The organism is Actinobaculum suis (assembly GCF_900618115.1).
Classification (GTDB): domain Bacteria; phylum Actinomycetota; class Actinomycetes; order Actinomycetales; family Actinomycetaceae; genus Actinobaculum; species Actinobaculum suis.
In genome coordinates, this window is the sequence record NZ_UYIO01000001.1 from 951,501 (window position 1) to 972,631 (window position 21,131).

13 protein-coding genes and 1 pseudogene are annotated in these 21,131 nt (G+C 57.8%); 10 read left to right on the plus strand and 4 right to left on the minus strand.

The annotated features are described in order from the left end of the window. Nucleotides 1-39 precede the first annotated feature (39 nt). On the minus strand, nt 40-1,539 hold the full coding sequence (locus H8274_RS03825) for an aminopeptidase P family protein (protein WP_065414520.1): 1,500 nt from the start codon (nt 1,537-1,539) through the stop codon (nt 40-42). A 174-nt stretch (nt 1,540-1,713) separates the two neighbouring features. Between H8274_RS03825 and H8274_RS03830 the strand changes: the two genes are divergently transcribed. From H8274_RS03830 to H8274_RS03865, 8 genes are all read left to right on the plus strand, one after another. After that, entirely contained in the window at nt 1,714-2,571 is an 858-nt protein-coding gene (locus H8274_RS03830) for a PHP domain-containing protein (protein WP_185933871.1), read from the plus strand. A gap of 105 nt (nt 2,572-2,676) precedes the next feature. Next, nucleotides 2,677-2,832, plus strand: a complete 156-nt coding sequence (locus tag H8274_RS03835) for a MarC family protein (RefSeq protein WP_244924520.1) — start codon at nt 2,677-2,679, stop codon at nt 2,830-2,832. A gap of 348 nt (nt 2,833-3,180) precedes the next feature. Next, a complete protein-coding gene (locus H8274_RS03840) occupies nt 3,181-4,401 on the plus strand; it encodes a hypothetical protein (protein WP_185933873.1) in 1,221 nt (406 codons plus the stop codon). Between the two features lie 13 nt (nt 4,402-4,414). Beyond that, nucleotides 4,415-5,497 carry an ABC transporter ATP-binding protein gene (locus H8274_RS03845; RefSeq protein ID WP_185933874.1) on the plus strand — a complete coding sequence of 361 codons (1,083 nt, stop codon included), beginning with the start codon at nt 4,415-4,417 and terminating at the stop codon, nt 5,495-5,497. Nucleotides 5,498-5,511: 14 nt separating this feature from the next. Continuing rightward, complete coding sequence (locus tag H8274_RS03850) at nt 5,512-6,291, plus strand: hypothetical protein (protein WP_049619289.1); 780 nt, start codon at nt 5,512-5,514, stop codon at nt 6,289-6,291. Further along, nucleotides 6,292-7,152, plus strand: a complete 861-nt coding sequence (locus tag H8274_RS03855) for a hypothetical protein (RefSeq protein WP_185933875.1) — start codon at nt 6,292-6,294, stop codon at nt 7,150-7,152. Nucleotides 7,153-7,298: 146 nt separating this feature from the next. Beyond that, nucleotides 7,299-7,466, plus strand: a complete 168-nt coding sequence (locus H8274_RS03860; protein WP_185933876.1) for a hypothetical protein — start codon at nt 7,299-7,301, stop codon at nt 7,464-7,466. Next, complete coding sequence (locus H8274_RS03865; RefSeq protein ID WP_049619292.1) at nt 7,463-8,095, plus strand: MarC family protein; 633 nt, start codon at nt 7,463-7,465, stop codon at nt 8,093-8,095. Before H8274_RS03860 ends, H8274_RS03865 begins: the two co-directional genes overlap by 4 nt. 621 nt (nt 8,096-8,716) lie before the next feature. Here H8274_RS03865 and H8274_RS03870 read toward each other — a convergent pair. Together H8274_RS03870 and H8274_RS03875 are read right to left on the minus strand one after the other, a co-directional pair. Next, nucleotides 8,717-10,285: pseudogene (locus H8274_RS03870) on the minus strand (DEAD/DEAH box helicase); the annotation flags it as partial. A gap of 426 nt (nt 10,286-10,711) precedes the next feature. Next, a complete protein-coding gene (locus H8274_RS03875; protein WP_185933877.1) occupies nt 10,712-10,957 on the minus strand; it encodes a DUF3107 domain-containing protein in 246 nt (81 codons plus the stop codon). Nucleotides 10,958-11,334: 377 nt separating this feature from the next. Between H8274_RS03875 and H8274_RS03880 the strand changes: the two genes are divergently transcribed. Together H8274_RS03880 and H8274_RS03885 are read left to right on the plus strand one after the other, a co-directional pair. Then, nucleotides 11,335-15,105, plus strand: coding sequence for a PD-(D/E)XK nuclease family protein (locus H8274_RS03880; protein ID WP_185933878.1), 3,771 nt, complete (start codon nt 11,335-11,337; stop codon nt 15,103-15,105). Then, on the plus strand, nt 15,102-19,781 hold the full coding sequence (locus tag H8274_RS03885) for a UvrD-helicase domain-containing protein (RefSeq protein WP_185933879.1): 4,680 nt from the start codon (nt 15,102-15,104) through the stop codon (nt 19,779-19,781). Before H8274_RS03880 ends, H8274_RS03885 begins: the two co-directional genes overlap by 4 nt. Here H8274_RS03885 and H8274_RS03890 read toward each other — a convergent pair. Next, complete coding sequence (locus tag H8274_RS03890; protein WP_244924521.1) at nt 19,778-20,956, minus strand: phosphotransferase; 1,179 nt, start codon at nt 20,954-20,956, stop codon at nt 19,778-19,780. The genes H8274_RS03885 and H8274_RS03890 overlap by 4 nt on opposite strands. Between the last annotated feature and the right edge of the window lie 175 nt (nt 20,957-21,131).

A 21,131-nucleotide genomic window follows, 5' to 3' on the forward strand; every position in this document is an offset into this window, starting at 1 on the left:
ACACCAGTGGCGCAAAACCGCATCAGCAAACGGTTTTGCTTACTTGTTGAGAATCTGGGCCATCCAGTTTTCAACACCTTCGATGGTCCGCGGGATATCTTCGGAGATGCGTTCCACACCGTTTTCAGTGACGAGCACATCATCTTCAATCCGTACCCCAATGCCGCGGAAGCGTTCGGGCACCTTCAGATCATCGGCACGGAAGTACAGGCCGGGTTCAATCGTGAACACCATACCCGGTTCGAGTTTGGCATCCACATACATTTCTCGCCGGGCAGCCGCGCAGTCATGCACGTCCAAACCCAAATGGTGGGAGGTGCCGTGCGGCATCCAGCGGCGATGCCATTGCGGGCCGTCCTTACGCAAAGATTCGGCCGCGGTGCCCGGGAGCATACCCCACTTTTCGAGCCGGTCTGCCAGCACTTCCATCGCTGCGGCGTGCAGGTCGCGGAAACGCGCGCCGGGGCGGTTAGCAATTTCTAGCGCGTAGTTAGCGGCGTCGAGCACGGCCTGGTATACCTCGGCCTGATCTGCCGTGAACTTGCCAGAAACCGGGAAAGTACGGGTGATATCTGCCGTGTAGAGGGAATCGAGTTCCACGCCGGCATCAATCAGGATCAGATCTCCCGGTTTTACCTGGCCATCATTATCCTGCCAGTGCAAAGTATTGGCGTTATTACCAGAGGCGGCAATCGTCTCATAGCCCAGGCCGTTACCTTCTTCGCGGGCGCGTTGGAAGAAAGCGCCTTCCACTACACGTTCACCGCGGCTGTGTGCCACCGCGGCCGGAAGGGAAGCAATAATATTATCGAACCCGGAGTGCGTGGCCACCACGGCCTTGCGGATTTCTGCCACTTCCCACGGGTCTTTACGCAAACGCAGCTCGGAGAGTGCTTGGGCAAGTTCCAGATCGCGGGCCGAGTTATCTTTCTGCCCGGCGCTTTGCCGCAATTCCTCTACCAGCGCTTCCTTTTCCACGCTGGATTCGGGCACTACCCGCATTTGCACTTGCCCGAGATCTTTAGCTAAAGCATCGCGCAAAGTGGCAACATCTGCCGTGTGAATTCCGGTTTCGTTTTCGACGTCGCGCAGGGAAGGGCGTGCCCCTACCCAAAATTCGCCGTGTGCCGCATCGGCATAAAACTCTTCCGAGCTACGCGAAGCGCGCGGGAAAATATAGAGCGTAACATCGTGCCCGCCTTCTTCACGCGGGTTGAAAACTAGTACAGCGCCCGGTTCTTTTTCTTGCCCCATGCCCGTCATATGCGAAAAGGCGGAGTGGGCCCGGAACCGGTAATCAGTATCGTTGGCCCGAACTTTTGGTTCCCCCGCGGGTATTACCAACCGTTCGCCGGGGAACGCTTTCGAGAGTGCCGCGTGGCGAGCCGGCAGATAATCGGCCACTTCGGCGCGGGGGCGCGGGGCGGGACGCGGCCCCCAATCACTGCCCATAAATTCGCGGAATTCCACCGAGGAGGGTTGTTGCGAGCGATTATTACCGCGCGCCTTTAGTTCATCTTTTTCCTGTTCATCAGCCATATTCCCCATTATCGCACCCGGGGGCTAGAAAATGCGATAACGCGCGCCAAAAAGCAAGAAGCAAGAAGCAAGAGTAGCGCGGCAAGAACCGCCAGGCCGGCCAGCGGGCTTGCGGCCCGCGGGTTTGCCTCCTGGAGGGGCGGAGATATTGGCTACCGGCATAGAATTGTGCGTATGGGTGGTATTTTTGCGCGAACGGACACGCACACGCACACTACGGCTTCGGATTCAACGGTGACTCCGAGCGAACTAATGGCACAAGCCGCGGACTTGGGACTCACTGCCATCGCGGTTACGGATCATGACACGATAGACGGTTGGGAAGAAGCAGCCAGGGCGGTTTCGCACACCGGGGTAGCGCTCTTGCGCGGCATGGAGATCTCCGCCCACTACCACGGCATTACCGTGCATATACTGGGCTATTTATTCGATCCCGAAAACCCGTATTTGGTGCGCCACATGGAACGCGTGCGCGAATCGCGCCTGCACCGAGCCCAGGAAATGGTGGCCCGCCTTAGCAAAGATTTGCCCCTGCACTGGGAAAACGTAGTAGCAGTAACCCCGCCTGGCGCTACGATCGGCCGGCCCCATATTGCCGATGCGCTGGTAGCGGAGGGGGTAGTAAAAAACCGCAATGAGGCTTTCGCGAGCTATCTAGCTGATTCTTCTCCCTATTATGTGCCGTACTATGCGCCGGAAGCCGTGGCGGTAATCGGCTGGATCCGGGAAGCCGGCGGGAAAGCAGTGTTTGCACATCCGGCGGCCGCCCAGCGCGGAAGAATGGCTCCGCCTGCCGCTTTAGAGGAATTTGCGCAGGCCGGGCTGTTCGGCGTCGAAATTGATCACCCCGAAAATGCTGTACATTTACGAGAACCCTTGTGGCATCATGCGCAATCCTTTGGGTTGGCGCGTTTTGGGGCGAGTGACTACCATGGGCTTGGTAAAACGAACCGGCTCGGTGAATATCTCACCGCTCCGTCTGTGATGGAGGACCTCGTCGCCGGGACGCATTTGGAGGTCATTCGCCCGTGACATTTGATGTTGAGCTCTTCTTTATAACTTTTTGACTATTTTCGCCACCCTGCTGGTACTTTCGCCATGCTGCTGGTGATTGCGGATCCTTTTTCTCTTCAGCTGATGAGTGGAAGTACGGAAAAAGAGCCGACGCCGGAGCAGGCCAAGGTGAACGTAGCTTTAGTGCCACTCGGGGTACCGCTTATGGCTGGGCCGGGCGCGGTCGTGGCCATTATGAACGCGGTGGAAGATACTCGCCATTCTGCCATCGGGGCGTAGAGCCCAAATAAATTTTGAAGTTAATAACAGCTGAGCGCGGCCATTCGCGGCGGGACCATAGGACTAGAATGGCAACCCTAGATAGGGGGAGGTGATGAAATGGATAATTCAATAAGCTCTATCGTAAACGATATTACCCAGAATCCGCTGAAGATTTTTTCCACGGTGGTTCAATCATGGAATCATGGAGGGAATGGCGGAAAATAGGTTCGTGATTAACTCAAATATCTTTAATGAAGGTTAAATAGGCTAGGGGTTGCGACTGAACGTGCAGTGCTTTCGCAACCCCATTAGCAAAACCAGTTTTAACTATGCTTTAGTATTAGATGGTGTAGAAAGCAGTACCAGTTGAAGACCATTTCACAGTCGCCCGAAGTCGTAGCCTTGCGAAACTTAGTGGAATCATTCGCCGAGATGTTGCAAGACCTCACTATTTCCCCCGCATTGCCCGAGCGGTTAGCAGTAATTCGCGGGGCCCTGGTGGGGCTAACAACGAAACCACGTAGTGTTGCCGCTCCGTACTACTCAACCGATTTGGGCATCAGGAAGTTTCAGGATCCAGAGATTTTCTATACGAGCCACTGCGAAGTTAGCGGCTTTTATGAAGATCCTAAACCAATAATCGAAGCGTGTGTAAGAGCTTTTCCGCTCGAGTCTTTGGGGCTTCTTATCGATGGTTTGCTTTTAATGTTCGGAGATTACGACACGTTGTCAAAGGCAATTAGGTCAAGGTCTGTCGACATACTTGATAGGTCAAGTTACGAGACGTTGATTCGTTGTGGAACCGTTCTTGGTGCTTGCGGAGATCTCGGTGCTGAAGAATTCTTTACTAGTGCAGCCGCGGTCGCTTCTGGCACCTCTGAAGTTTATGGGGCAAGGCATAGATTGAGCGCCTTTCTAATCAAGCGTGCTAATTCGCTTGAGAAGGGAGTGGAAGTTCTAGAGCAGGCAAAAGCACAATATGTCGATACCGCTATCCGGAGTCCGAACGAGGATCTCGATCCTGTAGTTTGCACTGATCTTGCGTTGCTATATAACTTGGAAGCTCTTGCGTTTCTCGACGAAGACGCGGACACCTCCCGCGCTTGGTTATCGCTCAAAGAATCGCGGAAGAAGCTTACTGTAGCGGCCAAAGCCGCCAAGGGGACTCTCGCGAGCAGGATCCAGCGGTATTACAGCCAAGTGCAGATTAATTGGGCGCAGCTCCAATACCTGGACGGCAACCTTAGGGGAATGTGCGAAACTCTTCGCAATAATGTTGTTTTCGCGAAAAGGCAAGGCTCCGATTATCTGGCGGAAGCTGTAGGTGCACTCGCGTATGGCGAGTATCTTTCCTGCGATTACCTAAGGGCACTTATTGATAGCGTGCAAGCCTTTGCACTTTCCTATCGGCTTGGCGATGTAACCGCGATGGTAACGTTACGGAAGATAATCGTGGGTGTGTTTGTGGCACTCGACAGAACAGACGTGGCCGAGGAAGTAGCTTCTGCTATCGAAAAGGATCCACTCGGAATTGCTGGGCCTCTTCCTGCTGACTTCTCGCTTTCTGAATTCGTAACTTCTCTGTAGAGGCGGGTAATACATGACTGAGGAAAACTCTGAATTTGAATCTTTGCGTGGAGATTTTGGTTCTTTGCGGGGCGATAATCTGCAAACAGCACCTGCCCCGCAAACCCAAGTTGCCGATGCACAACATCCCCTGCTCATTGCCCGCAACCTGCAAAGATCCTTCAAGGGCCGGAAAAAGCCGGTGGTAGACGGCGTTTCTTTGACTGTGTTTGCCGGGCAGGTGCACGCGCTGGTAGGCCGTAACGGTGCTGGCAAAACCACTACGGTTCGTATGTGCTCCACGCTTCTGGTCCCGACCGCAGGAACAGTGGAAGTTTCTGGAATTGACGCTATTGCCCACCCGGAAAAAGCGCGCCAAAATTTAGGGATTTCCTTGGGCGGAGACCGTGGTTTTTACGACCGCGCAGATGCCGCCTCTAACCTGCTCTTTTTCGCTGATACCGCGAAAGTGCCGCGCCGCGTGCAACGCGAACGCGTCTGGGAATCTTTGGAACGCGTGAGCTTGGCTCCGCACGCCAAGGATAAAGTAGGTTCATTTTCCCGCGGTATGAAGCAGCGTCTGCATATTGCCCGCGCCTTGCTTTCGCACCCGCGGCTCTTGATTCTCGATGAACCGTCCAGCGGTTTGGATCCGGATGCTGCGCTCGAAGTGCGCCATCTGGTAGCCGAACTTGCCCAGGGTGGCACCGGCATTCTGCTTACCTCACATTCCATGGCGGAAGTAGAAGAACTAGCCACGCTCATCAGCGTGATTGACGCCGGTAAAATCACGGTGCGGGGGCAGGTGGCGGATATCGCCCAAGCCGCGGGCGTGCAGCAGGTTAGTATTTTTACTTTGCCGGCAAGCGCCGGTGCGCTCACCGAGCGTCTGCAGGCAGAATTTGCGACCACGTCTATTACCCCGCACGGTCCGGGGTGGCGAGTGCAGGTCTTTTGGCATTCGGCGCAACAGAGCGAGAGCGGTTCGCAGCGCGTCCAGGAAATACTAGGCGAAGGTCTGGCGCAGATGCCACCAGATTTTCATACACGCCCGGTTTCCCTGGAAGAAGCATTCCTCACCCTCACCGGCGATTCCCACGCTTCGCCTGAAAGATAGCGAGAGTCTTCATGATGAGTTCTTTGCTTCGTTATGGGCGGATGGGTGCTTTCCATCTGCGTGAGTTTTCCCGAGTCGGTTATTTTGCGCAGTTACTCCTCACCACTGTTATTTCCATGGTGATCATCCAGGAGCTGGCCAGATTCGCATGGGGTGGCGACCCGGTGCACGGGTTTTTGCGTGCCGGTGTGGTGGGTGTGTGGACGAGCGCCACTTCCGCCGCAGGCATCCTCGGTTTCGAACGCGCGAAAGGCACCCTAGTTTTCTTGCTCTCCGGGCAAGTTTCGCCTTTCGCTGCTACTTCCGCGGTGATTTCTGCGGCCTCCACTTACGGTTTACTTTCTTTCCCGCTCGCCTATCTGATGACCTGCCTGTGTGAATGGGCGCTCGTGCCTATCTCGCTTGCCCAGTTGCCGGTGCTCCTGGCTGAAATCGCGGTATTGTGGATCGCCTGCTTGGCGATGACGCACGTGATCGCAGCGATCTTTATCCTCACCCCGAACGCTATCCGCTACGAAGGGCTCCTCCTGGTGCCCGTGCTCGCTGTGTCCGGGATTTTTACCGGCGGGATGCTAACCACCACTCGCGGGTGGGAGTTCCTCTCCGCCGTGGGATGGTTGATTCCGGTGCGCGGCACCGTGCTTGCTATGTTCGACGCCGGAACAACCTACCCTGTTTCGTACCTTTTGCTCGCTAGTCTGGGCTGTTCTCTCGTGTGGTTCGTAGTGTCTTGGCGGTGCGGGGTACTGGCTTTGCGGCGGGCACGCCGGGCAGCAACTTTGGAGGTGTACTAAATGCATCGATTCTTCCTTACCGCGTGGATTTCGCTGCGCGCCTCTACTGCTTTTGCCACGGTCTTCACCGCGCTTGTGACGTTTATTGTGATGCCTTTGCTCAGTATTGCTTTCAATGTTTTGCTGGGCGATACTCTCAACTCGCCCGATGTTGTACGCATTATGTATGCCAGTGCAACGCTTAGCGCAGCGGCTGGCACCATGGCGGGATATACCTCGGAAGTGGTAAGAGCACGCGATATTGAAGTGGTACGAGCGATACAGCCCTATCGGCGGATCGACGTCGCCTTCTGGCTCGGTATTTGCGTTACCCCCGTGATTCTTTCCCTATGCACCTGCATCGTCAGTTTTGGAGCTGCCACCCTCTTTGCTCTCAGCGGGGGCAATTCCCACCCGCGCAGCAGCGGCGCGGGTACGGTTATGGCCAGCGGGGAAACAGGCGAGGTAGTGGCCAGCTCGGCGAGGCTGGTGCCCGACCTTTGGGTGATCATACTGCTGATTTTGAGCGCGCTATTTATTGGTTTGTGCTTGGGGATTTTCGCGGCCGGGCTGGGCATCAACCGGGATAACCCTTACGCGGTTAGTAACGTTTTGGATGTGCTGTTGACCGTAACTTCCGGCGTGGTGGTGCCGTATGCGCTCTACCCGGTCTGGTTGCAAAAACTTCTCTTGCCTTTTCCCATGCATGGCACGATTGACCTGCTCGATTTGCCTCGTGCAGGAAGCGGGGATCGCTTGGTCTTCCTAGTGCCATGGCTACTCGATATTGCAGTAGCGCTGGTCTGCGCGGGGATCGGCCTGGCGGCATTTGCCCGGCTCGGCAAACACTTGCGCGAAGGCCGCGTTACCTCCGCGATATAAGTTCGCCAACGCTACAGCTACCGTTCGCTAGCTTCTGCTAGAAGAACCTGGCCCTTCGGATCGTAAAAATGAACTGCTCCTCATACGGTTGGACCGGATACCAGATACCAACGGATGGGGAGCAGTTCTATATAGGGCGCAGTAATATGCAAGAAACCGTGTGGCATCATGCTCAATCCTTTGGGTTGGCGCGTTTTGGGGCGAGTGACTACCATGGGCTTGGTAAAACGAACCGGCTCGGTGAATATCTCACCGCTCCGTCTGTGGTGGAGGACCTCGTCGCCGGGACGCATTTGGAGGTCATTCGCCCGTGACATTTGATGTTGAGCTCTTCTTGACAACTTTCGCCACCCTGCTGGTGATTGCGGATCCTTTTGGGAATTTGCCGGTGTTTTTGGCGCTAACTCAGCGTAATACGCGCTCCGAGCGCAACCGGATTGGGTGGCAGTCAGTGCTCACCTCCGCCATCGTGTTAGCAACTTTCGGGTTGTTTGGGCGCTTTATCCTGGACTTGCTCGGTATTTCCGTGGAAGCGATGCAGATTTCTGGTGGCATCTTGTTGCTTCTGGTTTCTCTCCAGTTGATGAGTGGAAGCACGGAAAAAGAACCGACGCCGGAGCAGACCAAGGTCAACGTAGCTTTAGTGCCACTCGGGGTGCCGCTTATGGCCGGACCGGGCGCGATCGTGGCCATTATGATCGCCGTGCAAGATGCCCGCACTTCTTCTTTCGGTGCCGTGGGCGGCATGTTGGCGGTAGGTGCGGCTTTCATTATTTTGCACCTGGTGGAATTGATAGTTTTCCGTTTCGCTAACCCGCTCCACCGGCTCCTCGGGGAAGGCGGCACAGTGTTCCTCACCCGCATTTCCGGCATGTTACTTTCCGCGATTTCCGTGCAACTCATTATTTCCGGCATACTGGGCGTGATCGCCGCGCAAAGCTAGCTAGCCTTGTAGGTAGCTAGCCTCGTTCGCCTAGCTGGTCTAACCGGCCTAATTAGCTAGATAGCACAGTTAGCTAGATATCACAGTTAGCCTAATTGCCTTAGCGCAGCACCGGCGCGTGAGCCAAGCCCGCTCCCTTATTGTTTTGTTGGGGTTGCTCGCCATTTGTTGGGCAGCACCGGCGCACGAACCGTGCCTGCTTGGCCCGGGTGCTGTGTGCCGGGTGCCGCGTGTTTAGTTACCGCGCGAACCACGGGAAGCATCAAGGTGGGAGAGCCGGCTGCGCTTGACTTGCGAGCCCAAGGCATTCCCAGAAGCATGATTATTCCGCTGCTTCGCGCTGCCATTTTGCCGCGGTGCCGTGCGGGTCCGCTTTACGGTGTTGCGCGCGGCTTTGCTTTGCGGCCGTGCGGTTTCGCGTTGCTGGGCGGTATGGCGTTGCCGTGCAGTTTCGCGTTTCTGGGCCGTTTTGCCATGCTGTGCCGTGCCCTTTGGTTTCGTTGCGCCACTGGGACGCTGCGTCCCAGTATTGTGCTGGCGCTTTGCGGTGGTACGAGTTTTTGCGGATTCGCCTTGTTTTTGTTTCGTGGCCGCCGCTTCTAGCGTAGCGGTGCTCAACCGGCGCCGACGCCGATCACCGGCTACGGGCGTGCTCGCGGTTTCCCGCTGGCTGGATTGACGTTCGCGCGTACTAGCACGCCCGTCCCGGCTGGCACTTCCGGTACGGCTGGCTCGGCCAGTGCGCGCCGCGCGTTCACTACGCCCGCCCCGCTTACCACTACTGCGCCATTCGCCGCGCGCTCCCCGCCCGCTCTGTGGGCCGCGAGCGCCGCGCCTACCGCGCCCGCTTCGCCGGCTGCGGCCGCCATCTAGATCTTCGATTTTTTCTGCCGCCAGGCCCGCCAAAGTACGTTCTGATTTGGGAAGCGTAGAACCGACTTCTTCCGGAATATCCAGATCCGAATACATATGTGGGGACGTGTGGTACGTCTCTACCGGTTCCCCAAGTTCGAGATCAAGCTGTTTATCAATGAGCTTCCAGCGCGGCACATCGTCCCAGTCCACAAAGGTGATAGCCGTGCCGCGGCTGCCCGCCCGGCCGGTCCGGCCAATCCGATGCACATAAGTTTTCTCATCTTCTGGGCACTGGTAGTTGATCACATGCGTAACATCATCGACGTCGATCCCGCGCGCCGCCACATCGGTAGCGACCAGCACATCAACTTTCCCGTTCCGGAAAGCCCGCAAAGCTTGCTCGCGGGCGGCTTGCCCCAAATCGCCATGTAAAGCGGCGGTGGCAAAACCGCGGCGCTGCAGGTCTTCGGCAAGGCGTGCAGCCGAACGTTTGGTGCGCGTAAAAATCAAAGCGAGGCCGCGCCCGCGTGCCTGCAAAATTCGGGCTATCACTTCGTCTTTATTCATCGCGTGTACGCGGTAGACGAGCTGGCGAATATTCTTCACGGTTTGGGAATCATCGCCGGGAGCCTGCGCGCGGATATGGGTGGGCTTGTGCATGTAACGGCGCGCCATAGTGATTACCGCGCCGGGCATAGTGGCGGAGAACAGCATGGTTTGGCGCCGGTCTGGTACCTGGGCCAAAATTGTTTCGACGTCGGGCAAAAAGCCGAGGTCTAACATTTCATCAGCTTCATCCAGCACCACGGTTTTTACGTGGGAAAGCTGCAAAGCCTTATGCCGCATCAGGTCGATAATTCGGCCCGGGGTTCCCACCACGATATCGGCACCGCGCCGCAGCTCCTCGTATTGCGGCTCATAGGCAACTCCGCCATAGATTTCCATCACGCGCACAGTGCGATGTTTACCGGCCATCCGCAATTCGCCCGCTACCTGTTTGGCAAGTTCGCGGGTAGGCAGGATAACTAGACCTTGGGGGAGGCCACGCAAGTTTTCCGGTAGTTTTTCCCACCCAGTTTCATCCGGGCCCACCGTGTTTTCTAACATGGGGATACCAAAACCGAGGGTTTTGCCGGTACCAGTTTTGGCTTGGCCAATAATATCGCGCCTTTCGAGTGCTACCGGCAAGGTGAGTGCCTGGATGGGGAAGGGGAAAGTAATCCCTTCTTCGGCAAGCGCGCGCACTATCGGTTCAGAAACCCCGAAGTCGGCGAAAGATTTTTGCGTCAGATCTGGCGTATTTGAGCGTGCGGAAGTAGTTACTCCTGATGACATTCATTTTTCCTTATCCGGGTGCGGAGCACCCACAGTAGGGCAGAAAGGCGAGTGTGGGACGCCTTCGCTACCAATCGGCAATGCGCAACAAGCGCTGGCGGCGAAAACCTGCGTGCCGCCGCGGCAGCCGATCGCGGAAATTCATGTAATCAAGATCCAAAAAGCTATACGACCGGGCAACCATCGCAAATAGTTTATGGCATACAAAGCCTAGGCGCCGTGATCCGCGCCTAGGCTCACACTATCTAATTGGTATGTACAAATGGATAGCGGCTAGCAGTTAACCTTTAGGGCTAGAGGCTGCATTAGAGACTGCACTAAGGCTGCAACTGCACTAAAGGCTGCACTAAGGCTGCAACTGCACTAAAGGCTGCACTAAGGCTGCAACTGCACTAAAGGCTGCATAGGGCTAGAGGCCAAGTAAAGCTAGAGGCCAAAGCCAACTCGCCGCGATTCGGCGGCATGTACTTCCACGAAAGCGATCGCATCTGCGGATACGAAAATATTCCCGCCCTTGCGGTCGGTCAAGGTGAGCTTGCCGCCGTTTTCTAGGGCCTGGGAAACGGCTTCCTGGATTTCTGCGGCCGGAGCATCTGTTTCTACCGTCAAATCACGCGTGGACTGCTTGAACCCAATGACTACTTCCATCTCTTCTCTTCCCTTCGCTTCCATTTTCGTTGCGTTATCAGCTTGAACAGCTTGATCAGCCTGCCGGGCCCGTTTCGTTCCGTTTTCCGTTATCAATCTGTCGGACCCACCGGTTACAGTTTCTGGTAGGCAAGCTGCTACTTTCTGGTAGGCGCCGCGACCAAGAAAACTCGGGGCTAGCCGGCTAGTGGAAACCGGCCGGCGGGCAGGCATTTTTCTGGCGTCTATAGTAGCCGTTTACGATGTACGCAAGAGCTTGACGGGCAGGTAGTTTCATCACCGGCGAATGTGGAAGCCCAGAAGAAGTGCTTCTTCTGGTACCTCCCGCAAAGCCCGGTAAAGAGGCAAGTGCAGAGAAACCGGTAGGGAAGAAAGTGCAGGAGAGCGCAGAAAGGTACAGGATGGCACATATAGCACATATGGCACGGACCGCATTTGAGCTTGATCCGGCACAGCTGGCGGTGCTGGACGCCGTAGCGGAAAACTCGGCCGGGGTGTCCCTTATTGGTGCGCCGGGAACCGGAAAAACCACGGTATTGGTTGCTTTGGCGGCCCGTGCGGAAGCCAGTGGGAAACACGTAGCCGTAATCACACAAGACCGCACTGCCGCTACCTCTTTGCGTACGGCCATCACTCAGGCGCGCGGTTCGCGCAGCGAGCGGCTTACCGTGCAAAGCTTGACGGCTTTCGCGTATGCCATTGTGCAGCGGTATGCGCAGGCGGTGGGCCGGCGCGATCCGGAACTGATTTCCGGGCCCGATGAGGATACGCGGCTGCGGGAGATACTGAACCTGGCCGGTGGCAATATTACTTTTCCGAGCTTTGTGACCCCGCAGATTTTGGAGCTTCCCGGCTTTCGGGAACAAATCCGTAATTTGATGACGCGTGCGCGCGAACTGGGCCTTACCTCCGCCCAGTTGCGCGAACTGGCAGAAACGGGAATTGCCGGGCCGATTCAAGGTGGCATGTGGCGCGCGGTTTCCGAAGTAATGGACCAGTATGCGGCGATTTCTGAATACGCGGATGCCGGTGAGTTTTCTGATGCACCAGACCGTTTAGACCATTCCCAACTGGTGGCTACCGCCACCGCAAATATTGCTAACTGGGAAGAAAACGTGCGCCATTCGGCCCGTTATGCGGGGGCTCAGCCGGCTCGCCCGCGCTGGGATCTGATCTTGGTAGACGATGTGCAAAACGCCCCGCGTTCCCTGCTGTTTTTATTGCGCGAATTAGCACGCGATGGGGCGCGTATCGTCACTGCTGGTAGTCCCGACGCCGCCGTACAAGGTTTTCGGGGTGGGGTAGCGGGCCTTCCTGGAATTTTGAGCCGCACGCCAGAATATGGCGGCCTGGGTTTGCGGGCAATGTATTTGGACGTGCGTCATCGGGGCGGGCCGCGCCTGGCCGGGGTGGCACAAAGAATCGAAAGTGCCACGCATATTGCCGGTACCACCGTGCAACACCGGAAAGCGCGCGCCCCGGAAGCTACAGCGCAGGAGGCGCTGGCCGGGCGGCGCCGTTCGGAAATTCGGGGTGCTACTTTCCGGCACGCGGAAGAAGAAGCCGCCTATATTGCCGGCTATGTAGCAGAACTGCAAGACAGGCGGGAAGGTACCCAGTTTTCCGATATTGCGATTATGACCCGTTCGCGCAATACCCATCGGGCTTTGCGAGATTCTTTAGTGCGGCGCGGGGTGCCGGTAGAACCGATGCAGTCGGCTTTGCCATTGCGGGAAAACCCGGCGGTAGCTTCCCTGCTCGGGGTGATTCGGGCGGCTTTCACCCAAGGTCCGCAGGCTTTTGTGGACCTGGAAACTATCGATATTGATGCGCTACTTACTTCGCCGGCGCTCGGTTTGGAACCGGTGCAAGTGAAACGGGAAAGCCGGCGGCTACGCGGGGCGGCTTTGGCACGCGGGCAGCGGCTTAGTAACCGGGAGGTGCGGCGGCTGGTACTTGCGGGGGCGCAGGCGGTGCGTGAGACCGGGGCACACGCCCGAGCTTTGGAATGGGTGGGCGGCGTTTTTGACCAGATTCGCACCGCCGGCGAAGCCCACGCGATGCGGGCAGAAAGCGTGTTGTGGGCGGCGTGGTGCGCGGTCGAAAAGGCCGAAAAGTGGCGGGAGACCGCTTTACGCTCGGTGCCGGAAGCAGAAGCGGCGGGCGATAATCTGGACGCGGTTATCCAGCTTTTCCGGGTGGCACAGCGCCTTGCTGATCGCGCCCCGGAAGCGCGGGTGGAACAGTTAGTGGAGGAAGTACTTTCCCAAGATCTTCCGGAAGATTCCATTGCGCGTACAGGCACTTCTCCAAACGCCGTGCATATAACGACGCCGTCCGCCTCCCAGGGCCGCGAATGGAAACACGTGATTATTGCCCAACTGGGGGATGGGATTTGGCCGAATCTGCGCATTCGCGATGCTTATACCGGCACGGGTTTGCTCACCCGGGTGGTGACCGACGAAATCGGAATTACAGAATTGCGGGCCGGATTGCGGGCCGGGCAAGAAGAAAACGCGCCGGTTGGGCCAGAGGCGGCCGGAACGGCACCGGCCGGAGCATCAGGTGAAACAGCACCGGCCGGGGCAGCGCTTAGCGGAGCGATGCCTGCCGGAGCGACCTCCGCCGGAGAGGCTCCTATCGGAGCCGCGCGGGCTGTTACCGATGCTGCAGTGGGCATGGAGGAAGTGCTGGATGATGAATTGCGGCAGCTCTTGCACGCGGTAACGCGCGCTCAAGAATCCGTGCTGATAACCGCCGTCGAAAATGAATCCGATAAGCCCTCCCGGTTCTTCTCGTTACTAGGTTTCGATCTAGAAGCTGCACCGAGCACGGATCTTGCCAGCGCGGCGGCAAACGCAAATGCAGACGCTGATCAGGCGGGAGCATCTGTGCCAGCTGGTTCTGCGCGGACCGGTGTGGACGCACCCGCTTGGGGTTTGCAGGCACCGCTCGGGCAAATCCCGGTGTTACGCTCACCGCAACCTCGGCGCGGCCGGGGAATTATCGAAACGGTGGGGGTGCTGCGGCGGCTCCAAAAAAGCGAGGACGAAACTACCGCGCACACCGCCACTCAGTTATTGGAAGAATTGGCGGCAGTCGGTTACCGGATGGCAGGCCAGAAGGCCTGGTTCGATACTTTCCCGGTAAGTACCGAAGCCGGTTTGGAAGCGCGCGCGGAAACAGATCCGGGAGCAGGTTCGCTAGCCGGCCCGCATGCTTTGAAACCGGGGCACGATGACGCTTTTGCGCAGGTGCGCGTGAGCCCTTCGCAGGTGGAATCCCTACTCGAATCGCCACTACAGGCTTTCCTGAACACGGTAGGTGCCAGGGTAGAAGAAGAAGCGGATGCGGCGTCGCTGGGAACTTTGATTCACGCGATTGCGGAGAAGGCTTCCGATAATCCCGATGTGGAGGAAATGCTAGCGGAGCTGGAGCGTACCTGGCCGGAGGAAATCGAAAACTATTTCCAGCGCTGCAACTATACGGAAGCGCAAGCCATGGTGGAAGTTTTGGCCGGCATGTTGGCTTACCAAAAGGAACTCTATCCGCATATCGAGGTCGAAAAACAGTTAAGTGCCCAGATGCCGGGCGGCCCGCAAGTTTCCGGGAAAATTGATCGGCTCTTGTATATTCCAGATACACCGGAGCAAACAGAGACGCCGGAGCAAACAGGTACGCTCGGGCAAACAGAGACGCTTGCGCCCACAGACGCAGACGCGCAAGCAGGGACGTGCTCGCAAACTGATGCCGGCGCGCAACAAACTAAGCTCCCACCCGCGCGAGCAGAAACGCCTGCCCAACAAGCTGAGCTCCCGCGCGCGGAGATTGTGGATATTAAGACCGGGAAGCGGGCAGAGACGGTGAAGGGCGCGGCAGATAATGCGCAGATGCAGGTCTACCAGTGGCTCCTCGAACAAAATGGCATTAAAGCGGTGGGGGCGCGGCTGGTTTATCCGCGCTATCCGGCGCCACGTAGCCCCGAAGGGATTCGTAGCGTCAAGCAGGAAGAGCTCGGCAAATCCGGCACCGAGCGCACGGAAGAAAAGATTGTTTTAGCTGGCAAATTGTTGGCAGCTCCGGCGGTACCCGTCCGGGAAGAAGAAGAGCATGGGCGCGGTTCGATACGAATCGTCAGTCCGCTAACGGATGAAGGAAGGTTGTTCTCATGAGGGCGCAGGATGCGGAAGAACTGCTGTGGAAAATCATCGCGCGGGGCCGCCCGGTGCCCGAAGTACGCGATGCAGAAACCCGCGCCGCCTACCAGTTCCCGACCGCGGAACAGCAACGGGTAATCTATTCGGAAGCTCCAGCCGTGCTGGTGATTGCGGGTGCCGGTTCAGGAAAGACGACGACGATGACCCAACGCATCGCCTACCATGTGGCCGCGGGGAACGTACGGCCCCGGGAAGTTCTAGGTTTGACCTTCACCCGGAAGGCCGCGGCAAACCTCTCCGAAAAAGTTGCCCAAACGCTCGGCGCGCTAGGAAATATTGGCAGCCCGCACGGAAACGAAAACAGGCTGGAAAGCGGTGCTGAGGCGTCCGGGCAAGATGATACGCGGGCCGGTTTTGCCCAAGAGTTGGAGCGGCCCACGATTTCCACCTATAACTCTTTTGCGCAGGAAATCGCCAGTTCCTATGGGATGTTGGTGGGGGTGGACCCCACGGCGCGGCTGATTACCGATGCGGAACGTTTCCAAATCATGGAAGAAGTGGTAGCCGAAACTCCGGATACGGAATTAGCGCAACTCTTGGATGGTATGAGCGCGCGGGCAACCACAGAAAACGCTTTGCAACTAGCCGCAGCCGTGATCGATAACTCGGTGGCCTACCAAGATGAATACGAGGCTTTGGCGGCCGCCCGCAAGTTTTTGACCGCAGAAGGCCAAGCCGTGGATTTGGCGGTACAAGAAGAACTAACCTTCAAAGCCGCGCTTTTACAACATCCCAAAGCAAAAGCTTCTTGGGATAAACTGCGGGGCGATAAAAAACCGGGCTCGCTACCAGAAACATTACTGAGCACAAACACCGCTGCTGCAAAAAGCACTGCCGCTATGGCAGATACGGGAGCACAGGTAACTGGCGGGGACAGTGCTACCGGACAAGCTCTTGGAAACAGCGCAACCTGGCCGGTAATTGGGCACAACGCGCTCGATAAAAAGCTAGCGCTCCTACAAATCGTGGAAAGGTATTTCGACCGCAAACGCGAACTGGGAGTAAATGAATTTGCGGACCAGGTAACCACGGCTTCCCGCATTGTTACCACCTATCCGGAAATTGCGCGCGAGCTTTCTTCGCAATACCGGTTGATTCTGCTCGACGAATACCAAGACACTTCGGTCAGCCAAGCCACCTTCTTGTTGAATGCTTTGGCCGCACATTTTGAAGGTTTTCGTTCGATTGCCGCTGTTGGGGATCCCAACCAAGCGATTTACGGATGGCGAGGTGCAAGCTCGGCCGCGCTCACCCAATTCGCAGATCTAGCCCAAAAAGCTTTAGATCGGGATGCTTCCAGGCGCAATATTGCCCCGCGCAGTGTGGAAACCATGCACCTGATGACGGCCTTCCGGAACGATCAAGCGGTTTTGGCGGCCGGCAATAGCGTCGTCGAACCTCTAGCGGAAGCCGAGTTCCACACCGCACCTGGGGAACGCTACCAACCGGAAGAATACCGAGCGCAAGTAACCGCGGAACGGGAAGAATACGCCCGCAATGGCTTCCTAAGCCCAGAAGAAGCACGTGACCCAAGCTATTGGCCCGCCAATATTCGCCCGCATGCTAATGCGGAAACAGATTTGGACCTAGCGGCGGATTCAAACCTTGCAGCGGGGGCGGATCTGAGTTCTGGTGATGCTGGCGTTGGCGGTGCCAGCGCTGGAGGAGCCAGCCAGCCGGCACACACGGGATTGAGTTTTGGGACGCCCGCGGTGGAAGTAAACCGTTTGCAGGGGCGGCCGGGAATTGGTGCGGGGAAAGTCTCCGAGATTCGCACTTTGCTGCGCGCCGATTCGTATCGGGCAATCGCCCGCAAAATCATGAATACCTACGCGCGGGTAGAAGAAGAAAATGAGCGGCGCCAAGCCCGCGGGGAAGAACCCCGGCAAGCCGAAATTGCGGTGCTTTGCCGCAAACGTTCCTACCAAGATTTGGTGGTGCGGGCCTTGCGAGAAATCGATCCGGAAGGCAAAGTGATTCGCTTCGAGAAGGTCGGGGGCGATTCTCTAATTTCGCGCCCCGAAGTTGTTACCGTACGGGCCGCGCTCGGCGTGGTGGCCGACCCGCGGCGCGGTGACCTTTTCGCCCGTTTGCTCGCCCACTGGAATATCGGGGCTCCCGATATTCGCGCCCTAGCTAAATGGGCACGCACCTACGCTCGCCTAGAAATCGGCAGCCTAGAAAATGGCAGCCTAGAAAATAGCAGTAATGGCACGGCTGTGGCCGGCACCGAAAAAGCCGGCAGCGCGGCCACGCCCGCGGTTGCCACCAGTGCCGAAGCCAAAGCCAACGCCAGCGCTAAAACCCGCGCCGAAGCTACAGCCAACGCCGGCGCTAAAACCCGCGCCGAAGCTGCAACAACCGCCGGCACCACCCCGGAGCCGGCCGAAAGTTTGGATGCACGCGGAGAAGCGAATCTGGTTGAAGCCCTCGCAGCCCTATTTGAGCCTGATGCGGAAGCTGCGCCTTCACCAACAGCAGCTTCCCGAACATCAGCTTCGCAACCTGCAGCATCGCAACCAGTACCTTCACAAGTAACACCTTCACAAGAAACACCTTCACAAGTAACACCGAGTGGCCAAAACCGGGTTGCGCGAAGCGGGCCAAGATCCCTTTCCGCGTTAGCCGCGGCCGCTCGGCAAAGTTTTTCACCCACCGGCCGGGCCCGGTTAGAAAATATGCAGCGCGTACTTTCACGTTTACGGGCGGCGGCACATATGCCCCTGGGCGATATGATGGCGCTCGCGAGCCACGAACTGGGGATAGACGTGGCAATCGCGAGCCGTACGCGCGGCGCCCAACGCGTACGTACCTCCATGGACCAGTTCATTTCGCTGGCCCGCCAATACCAAGAAGAGCACGAGGGTGCCGATCTGGCGAGTTTCGTGGCCTGGCTTGATGCCGTTGACGAACACGAATATGGCGGGGAAGAAGAAGCTGGTGAAGATGCCCCGCTGGCTGGGGCAGGAGATAGTGAAGAAGTAGAAGTGGTCCCCGGCGTCGTGCAGATTATGACGATCCATACCGCTAAAGGTTTGGAATGGCGTGACCTCGTCGTCGTTCCGGAAATGGTGGAAGGACAATTTTCGGTCAAGAAAACTGGTCTGCAAGGGTGGGCGAGTAGTGCTGGCGAGTTCCCGTACCCCCTGCGTGCCGACTACGAATATTTACCAAAGTTTGAGATTGCGCAGACCGGGGGCAAATTAGCGCTCGGCACCGCTTACGCACACTTTTTGGACGCCGTGGCCTACCGGGAAAGTGAAGAAGAGAGGCGTTTAGCATACGTGGCTTTCACGCGCGCCACTCGGGAACTGTGCGTGGCCGGTTACGCGTTCCGGGATGAAGAAGACGTGGCTAATACGGCTGCCGAATACGAAAAACTGGAAATCAAACGCGATAAAGCGATGGATGCGGTTTCGAAACAAGAAGAACAAGTGGCGAAGCGTGCCACAAAACCATCGCAAAATAAGTTGGCGCGGCTGAAGGCCGAATTAGCGCAAACCGAAACCCAACTTTTGGTGGGAGTGCCGGCCCGCGAACCTTCCCGGTTCGTGGAGCTCTTGCACACGGCGGAAAAACACGGCGAGCTACAGATAGACACCGGGGAACATGAACCTGATTATCCCGAGGCGTGGAAGAAACTGGCTCCGGCCACCTACACCTTGGAAGATTTGCGGGCCCTGTTCCCCAAAGAGACGCTGTTCCCACCCGATCCGGCCCCGCTGCCGGACTATTTCGCGCCCACAGGAGTTTTGCACTGGCCCCAAGATTTACAAAGAACCTTGCCGATCGACCCGGCAGAAGCAGCGCCCGGTGAACTTGCCGAACTAACCGAAGCGGTGGAATACCTGTGCCGGGCACGACGCCGAAGCACGGGCGCGAGCGCGGGCGGGGCGGATACGTATGCGTCTACCGCGGCGGGGGAGGCGGCGGCCGGGCAGGAAGCAGAAGTGCTGGTACAACCGTATTTCACTGCCACTGATGTGGTGAACCTGGCGGCCGCGCCGGGCGAATATGCGAGCCAGCGAGCCCGGCCGATCCCGCGCGAACCGAGCCGGGCGGCGCGTTTGGGAACCCAGTTGCACGCGCGGATTGCCGGGTCGTATGCGGCCGCAGCGACTTTGGACATAGATGCGGTAACTGGTTTCGAAAGCCCGCTGGTGGACGAAGATCTTCACACCGAGGAAGAAGAAGCCGCACTTTTCGCTGCTTTTGAACGCACCCGGTGGGCGAAATGCCGGCCGCTTGCGATCGAGCAGAGCCTGGAGGTGGTGATCGCCGGCCAGGTAGTGCGGTGTACGATCGACGCCGTTTTGGATTCTTCCGGCATGGCAGGCGAACCACCCGTCATGATCGTGGACTGGAAAACGGGCCGGCGGGTGCGCGGGCGCTCCCTGGCCAGCCGCGAATTACAGTTAGCGATTTACCGTTTAGCCTGGGCGAAAACCCGCGGGGAAGCCCTGGAAAACGTGGGGGCCCGCTTCGTCTACCTGCGCGAAGATGAATCCCGGCAAGATTTGCCGGCCGGAATGCTCAGCGAAGCAGAAATCACCGTCCGTTTCGAAGCAGCAATCGAAACAATGAACACCGAATACCGGGCAGTTATACGCGCACATAGCGGGCAGCTTTAAGCGGACGGATTCTTTGCCGACTTTTCCGGTTCCACACCGGTTTCCGGGCTGGTTTCCGCATCGGTTTCCGCACCGGTTTCCGCGCTGGTTTCCGCAGCTGCGTTTGCTGGTGAACCATTCGCTGGCGAAGCATTTTTGGGTGAAACGGGCGCCGGAGCGGGAGCGGGGATAGTCTGGGCCATGGCCGCCGGCTCGATAACAGTTACGGGCCCTTGCACTTCGGTTTGCGGAGCCGGAGCAGTGCCCGGACTGGCCGGTTCGGTCAGGGGCGGCTCCCACCGCACCTGGTCGGCTAAATCGCCGAGCATTTGGACGGCGTCGTTCCTAATCTCTTCGGAATGCGTACGCACCCCGTACAGCAACCACCGCACAATCGCCATTTCTGAGGTAAGGACGATGCGGTTGAAATCGGCGTCGCTGAGCTGGAAACCGCGCGTGTTTTCATACGATTCGATAAAAGCGGTCCATTCGGCGTCGTCTAATTCGAGCAGTTGGGCCAGGTCGCGCGCCGGATCGCCCACGGCGGCCTCCCCAAAACCGAGCACCGTAGAAAGCTGGCCGTTGGACCACAGGAAATTTTCGGAAGCCACATCCCCGTGGATCACGGTGGGCGTGAAATTCCAAAGATCATTATCGGCGAAGGCCGCTTCCCACCGGCGCCGCAAAATCGGCGGAATCTCCACTTCGAGAACGGCTTGGGAAAGCTCAGCAGCCATGCGGTCAGCCCATTGCCGGCCAGTGTAAACCGGCAGGCCGGAACGTGCCACTACCTCCGGATCGAGGTTATGGATAGAAGCGATACCTCGCCCCAGAGAACGAATTTGTTCCAGCGGGAGCGCGGTGAATGCGCGCGGGCGGCCCAAAGGTTCGGGGAACGCAACGGCGCGGCCCCCTTCTTCCAAATCCACAAAACCGGCCGGGCGCATAATGTCAAAAGGTAGGGCACCGGCGCGTAAAGCGTCCAGCAACTGCGGGGCAAGGGCCGCTTCCGCTTCCAAAATGGTTGCGGCAGTCGGATTTTTGGGTGCCTTGATAATCCAATGCCGGCCGCGCGAATCGAGCACGGCACCTTGCACAAAATCGTCCGTTTCTGTGTATGGCTGGCGGGTCGATACGACGTCGATCCCGAGGGCGCCCACAGCGAGCGCCGCAATACGCAAGGGAGAACTGCTCACAATCCCAACTTATCGAAAATACCTCTACCTAGTGGGCCCGCGCGTGGCGTGACACATCACTTTATCCACACCCTGTGGATAACGGATTGTCACTTCGCGCGGGCCTTCCTAGTCTAAAGCCGCTGTACCGGGCTGGGGCAACCGGTTCGCACAAGTTCACGTAGGTGGGAGGGAG

What these genes read in the sequence shown, in the direction of transcription:
- H8274_RS03825 (WP_065414520.1), bottom strand. Translation starts at nt 1,539, where the DNA reads ATGGCTGATGAACAGGAAAAAGATGAACTAAAGGCGCGCGGTAATAAT.
- H8274_RS03830 (WP_185933871.1), top strand. Translation starts at nt 1,714, where the DNA reads ATGGGTGGTATTTTTGCGCGAACGGACACGCACACGCACACTACGGCT.
- H8274_RS03835 (WP_244924520.1), top strand. Translation starts at nt 2,677, where the DNA reads ATGAGTGGAAGTACGGAAAAAGAGCCGACGCCGGAGCAGGCCAAGGTG.
- H8274_RS03845 (WP_185933874.1), top strand. Translation starts at nt 4,415, where the DNA reads ATGACTGAGGAAAACTCTGAATTTGAATCTTTGCGTGGAGATTTTGGT.
- H8274_RS03850 (WP_049619289.1), top strand. Translation starts at nt 5,512, where the DNA reads ATGAGTTCTTTGCTTCGTTATGGGCGGATGGGTGCTTTCCATCTGCGT.
- H8274_RS03855 (WP_185933875.1), top strand. Translation starts at nt 6,292, where the DNA reads ATGCATCGATTCTTCCTTACCGCGTGGATTTCGCTGCGCGCCTCTACT.
- H8274_RS03860 (WP_185933876.1), top strand. Translation starts at nt 7,299, where the DNA reads ATGCAAGAAACCGTGTGGCATCATGCTCAATCCTTTGGGTTGGCGCGT.
- H8274_RS03875 (WP_185933877.1), bottom strand. Translation starts at nt 10,957, where the DNA reads ATGGAAGCGAAGGGAAGAGAAGAGATGGAAGTAGTCATTGGGTTCAAG.
- H8274_RS03880 (WP_185933878.1), top strand. Translation starts at nt 11,335, where the DNA reads ATGGCACATATAGCACATATGGCACGGACCGCATTTGAGCTTGATCCG.
- H8274_RS03885 (WP_185933879.1), top strand. Translation starts at nt 15,102, where the DNA reads ATGAGGGCGCAGGATGCGGAAGAACTGCTGTGGAAAATCATCGCGCGG.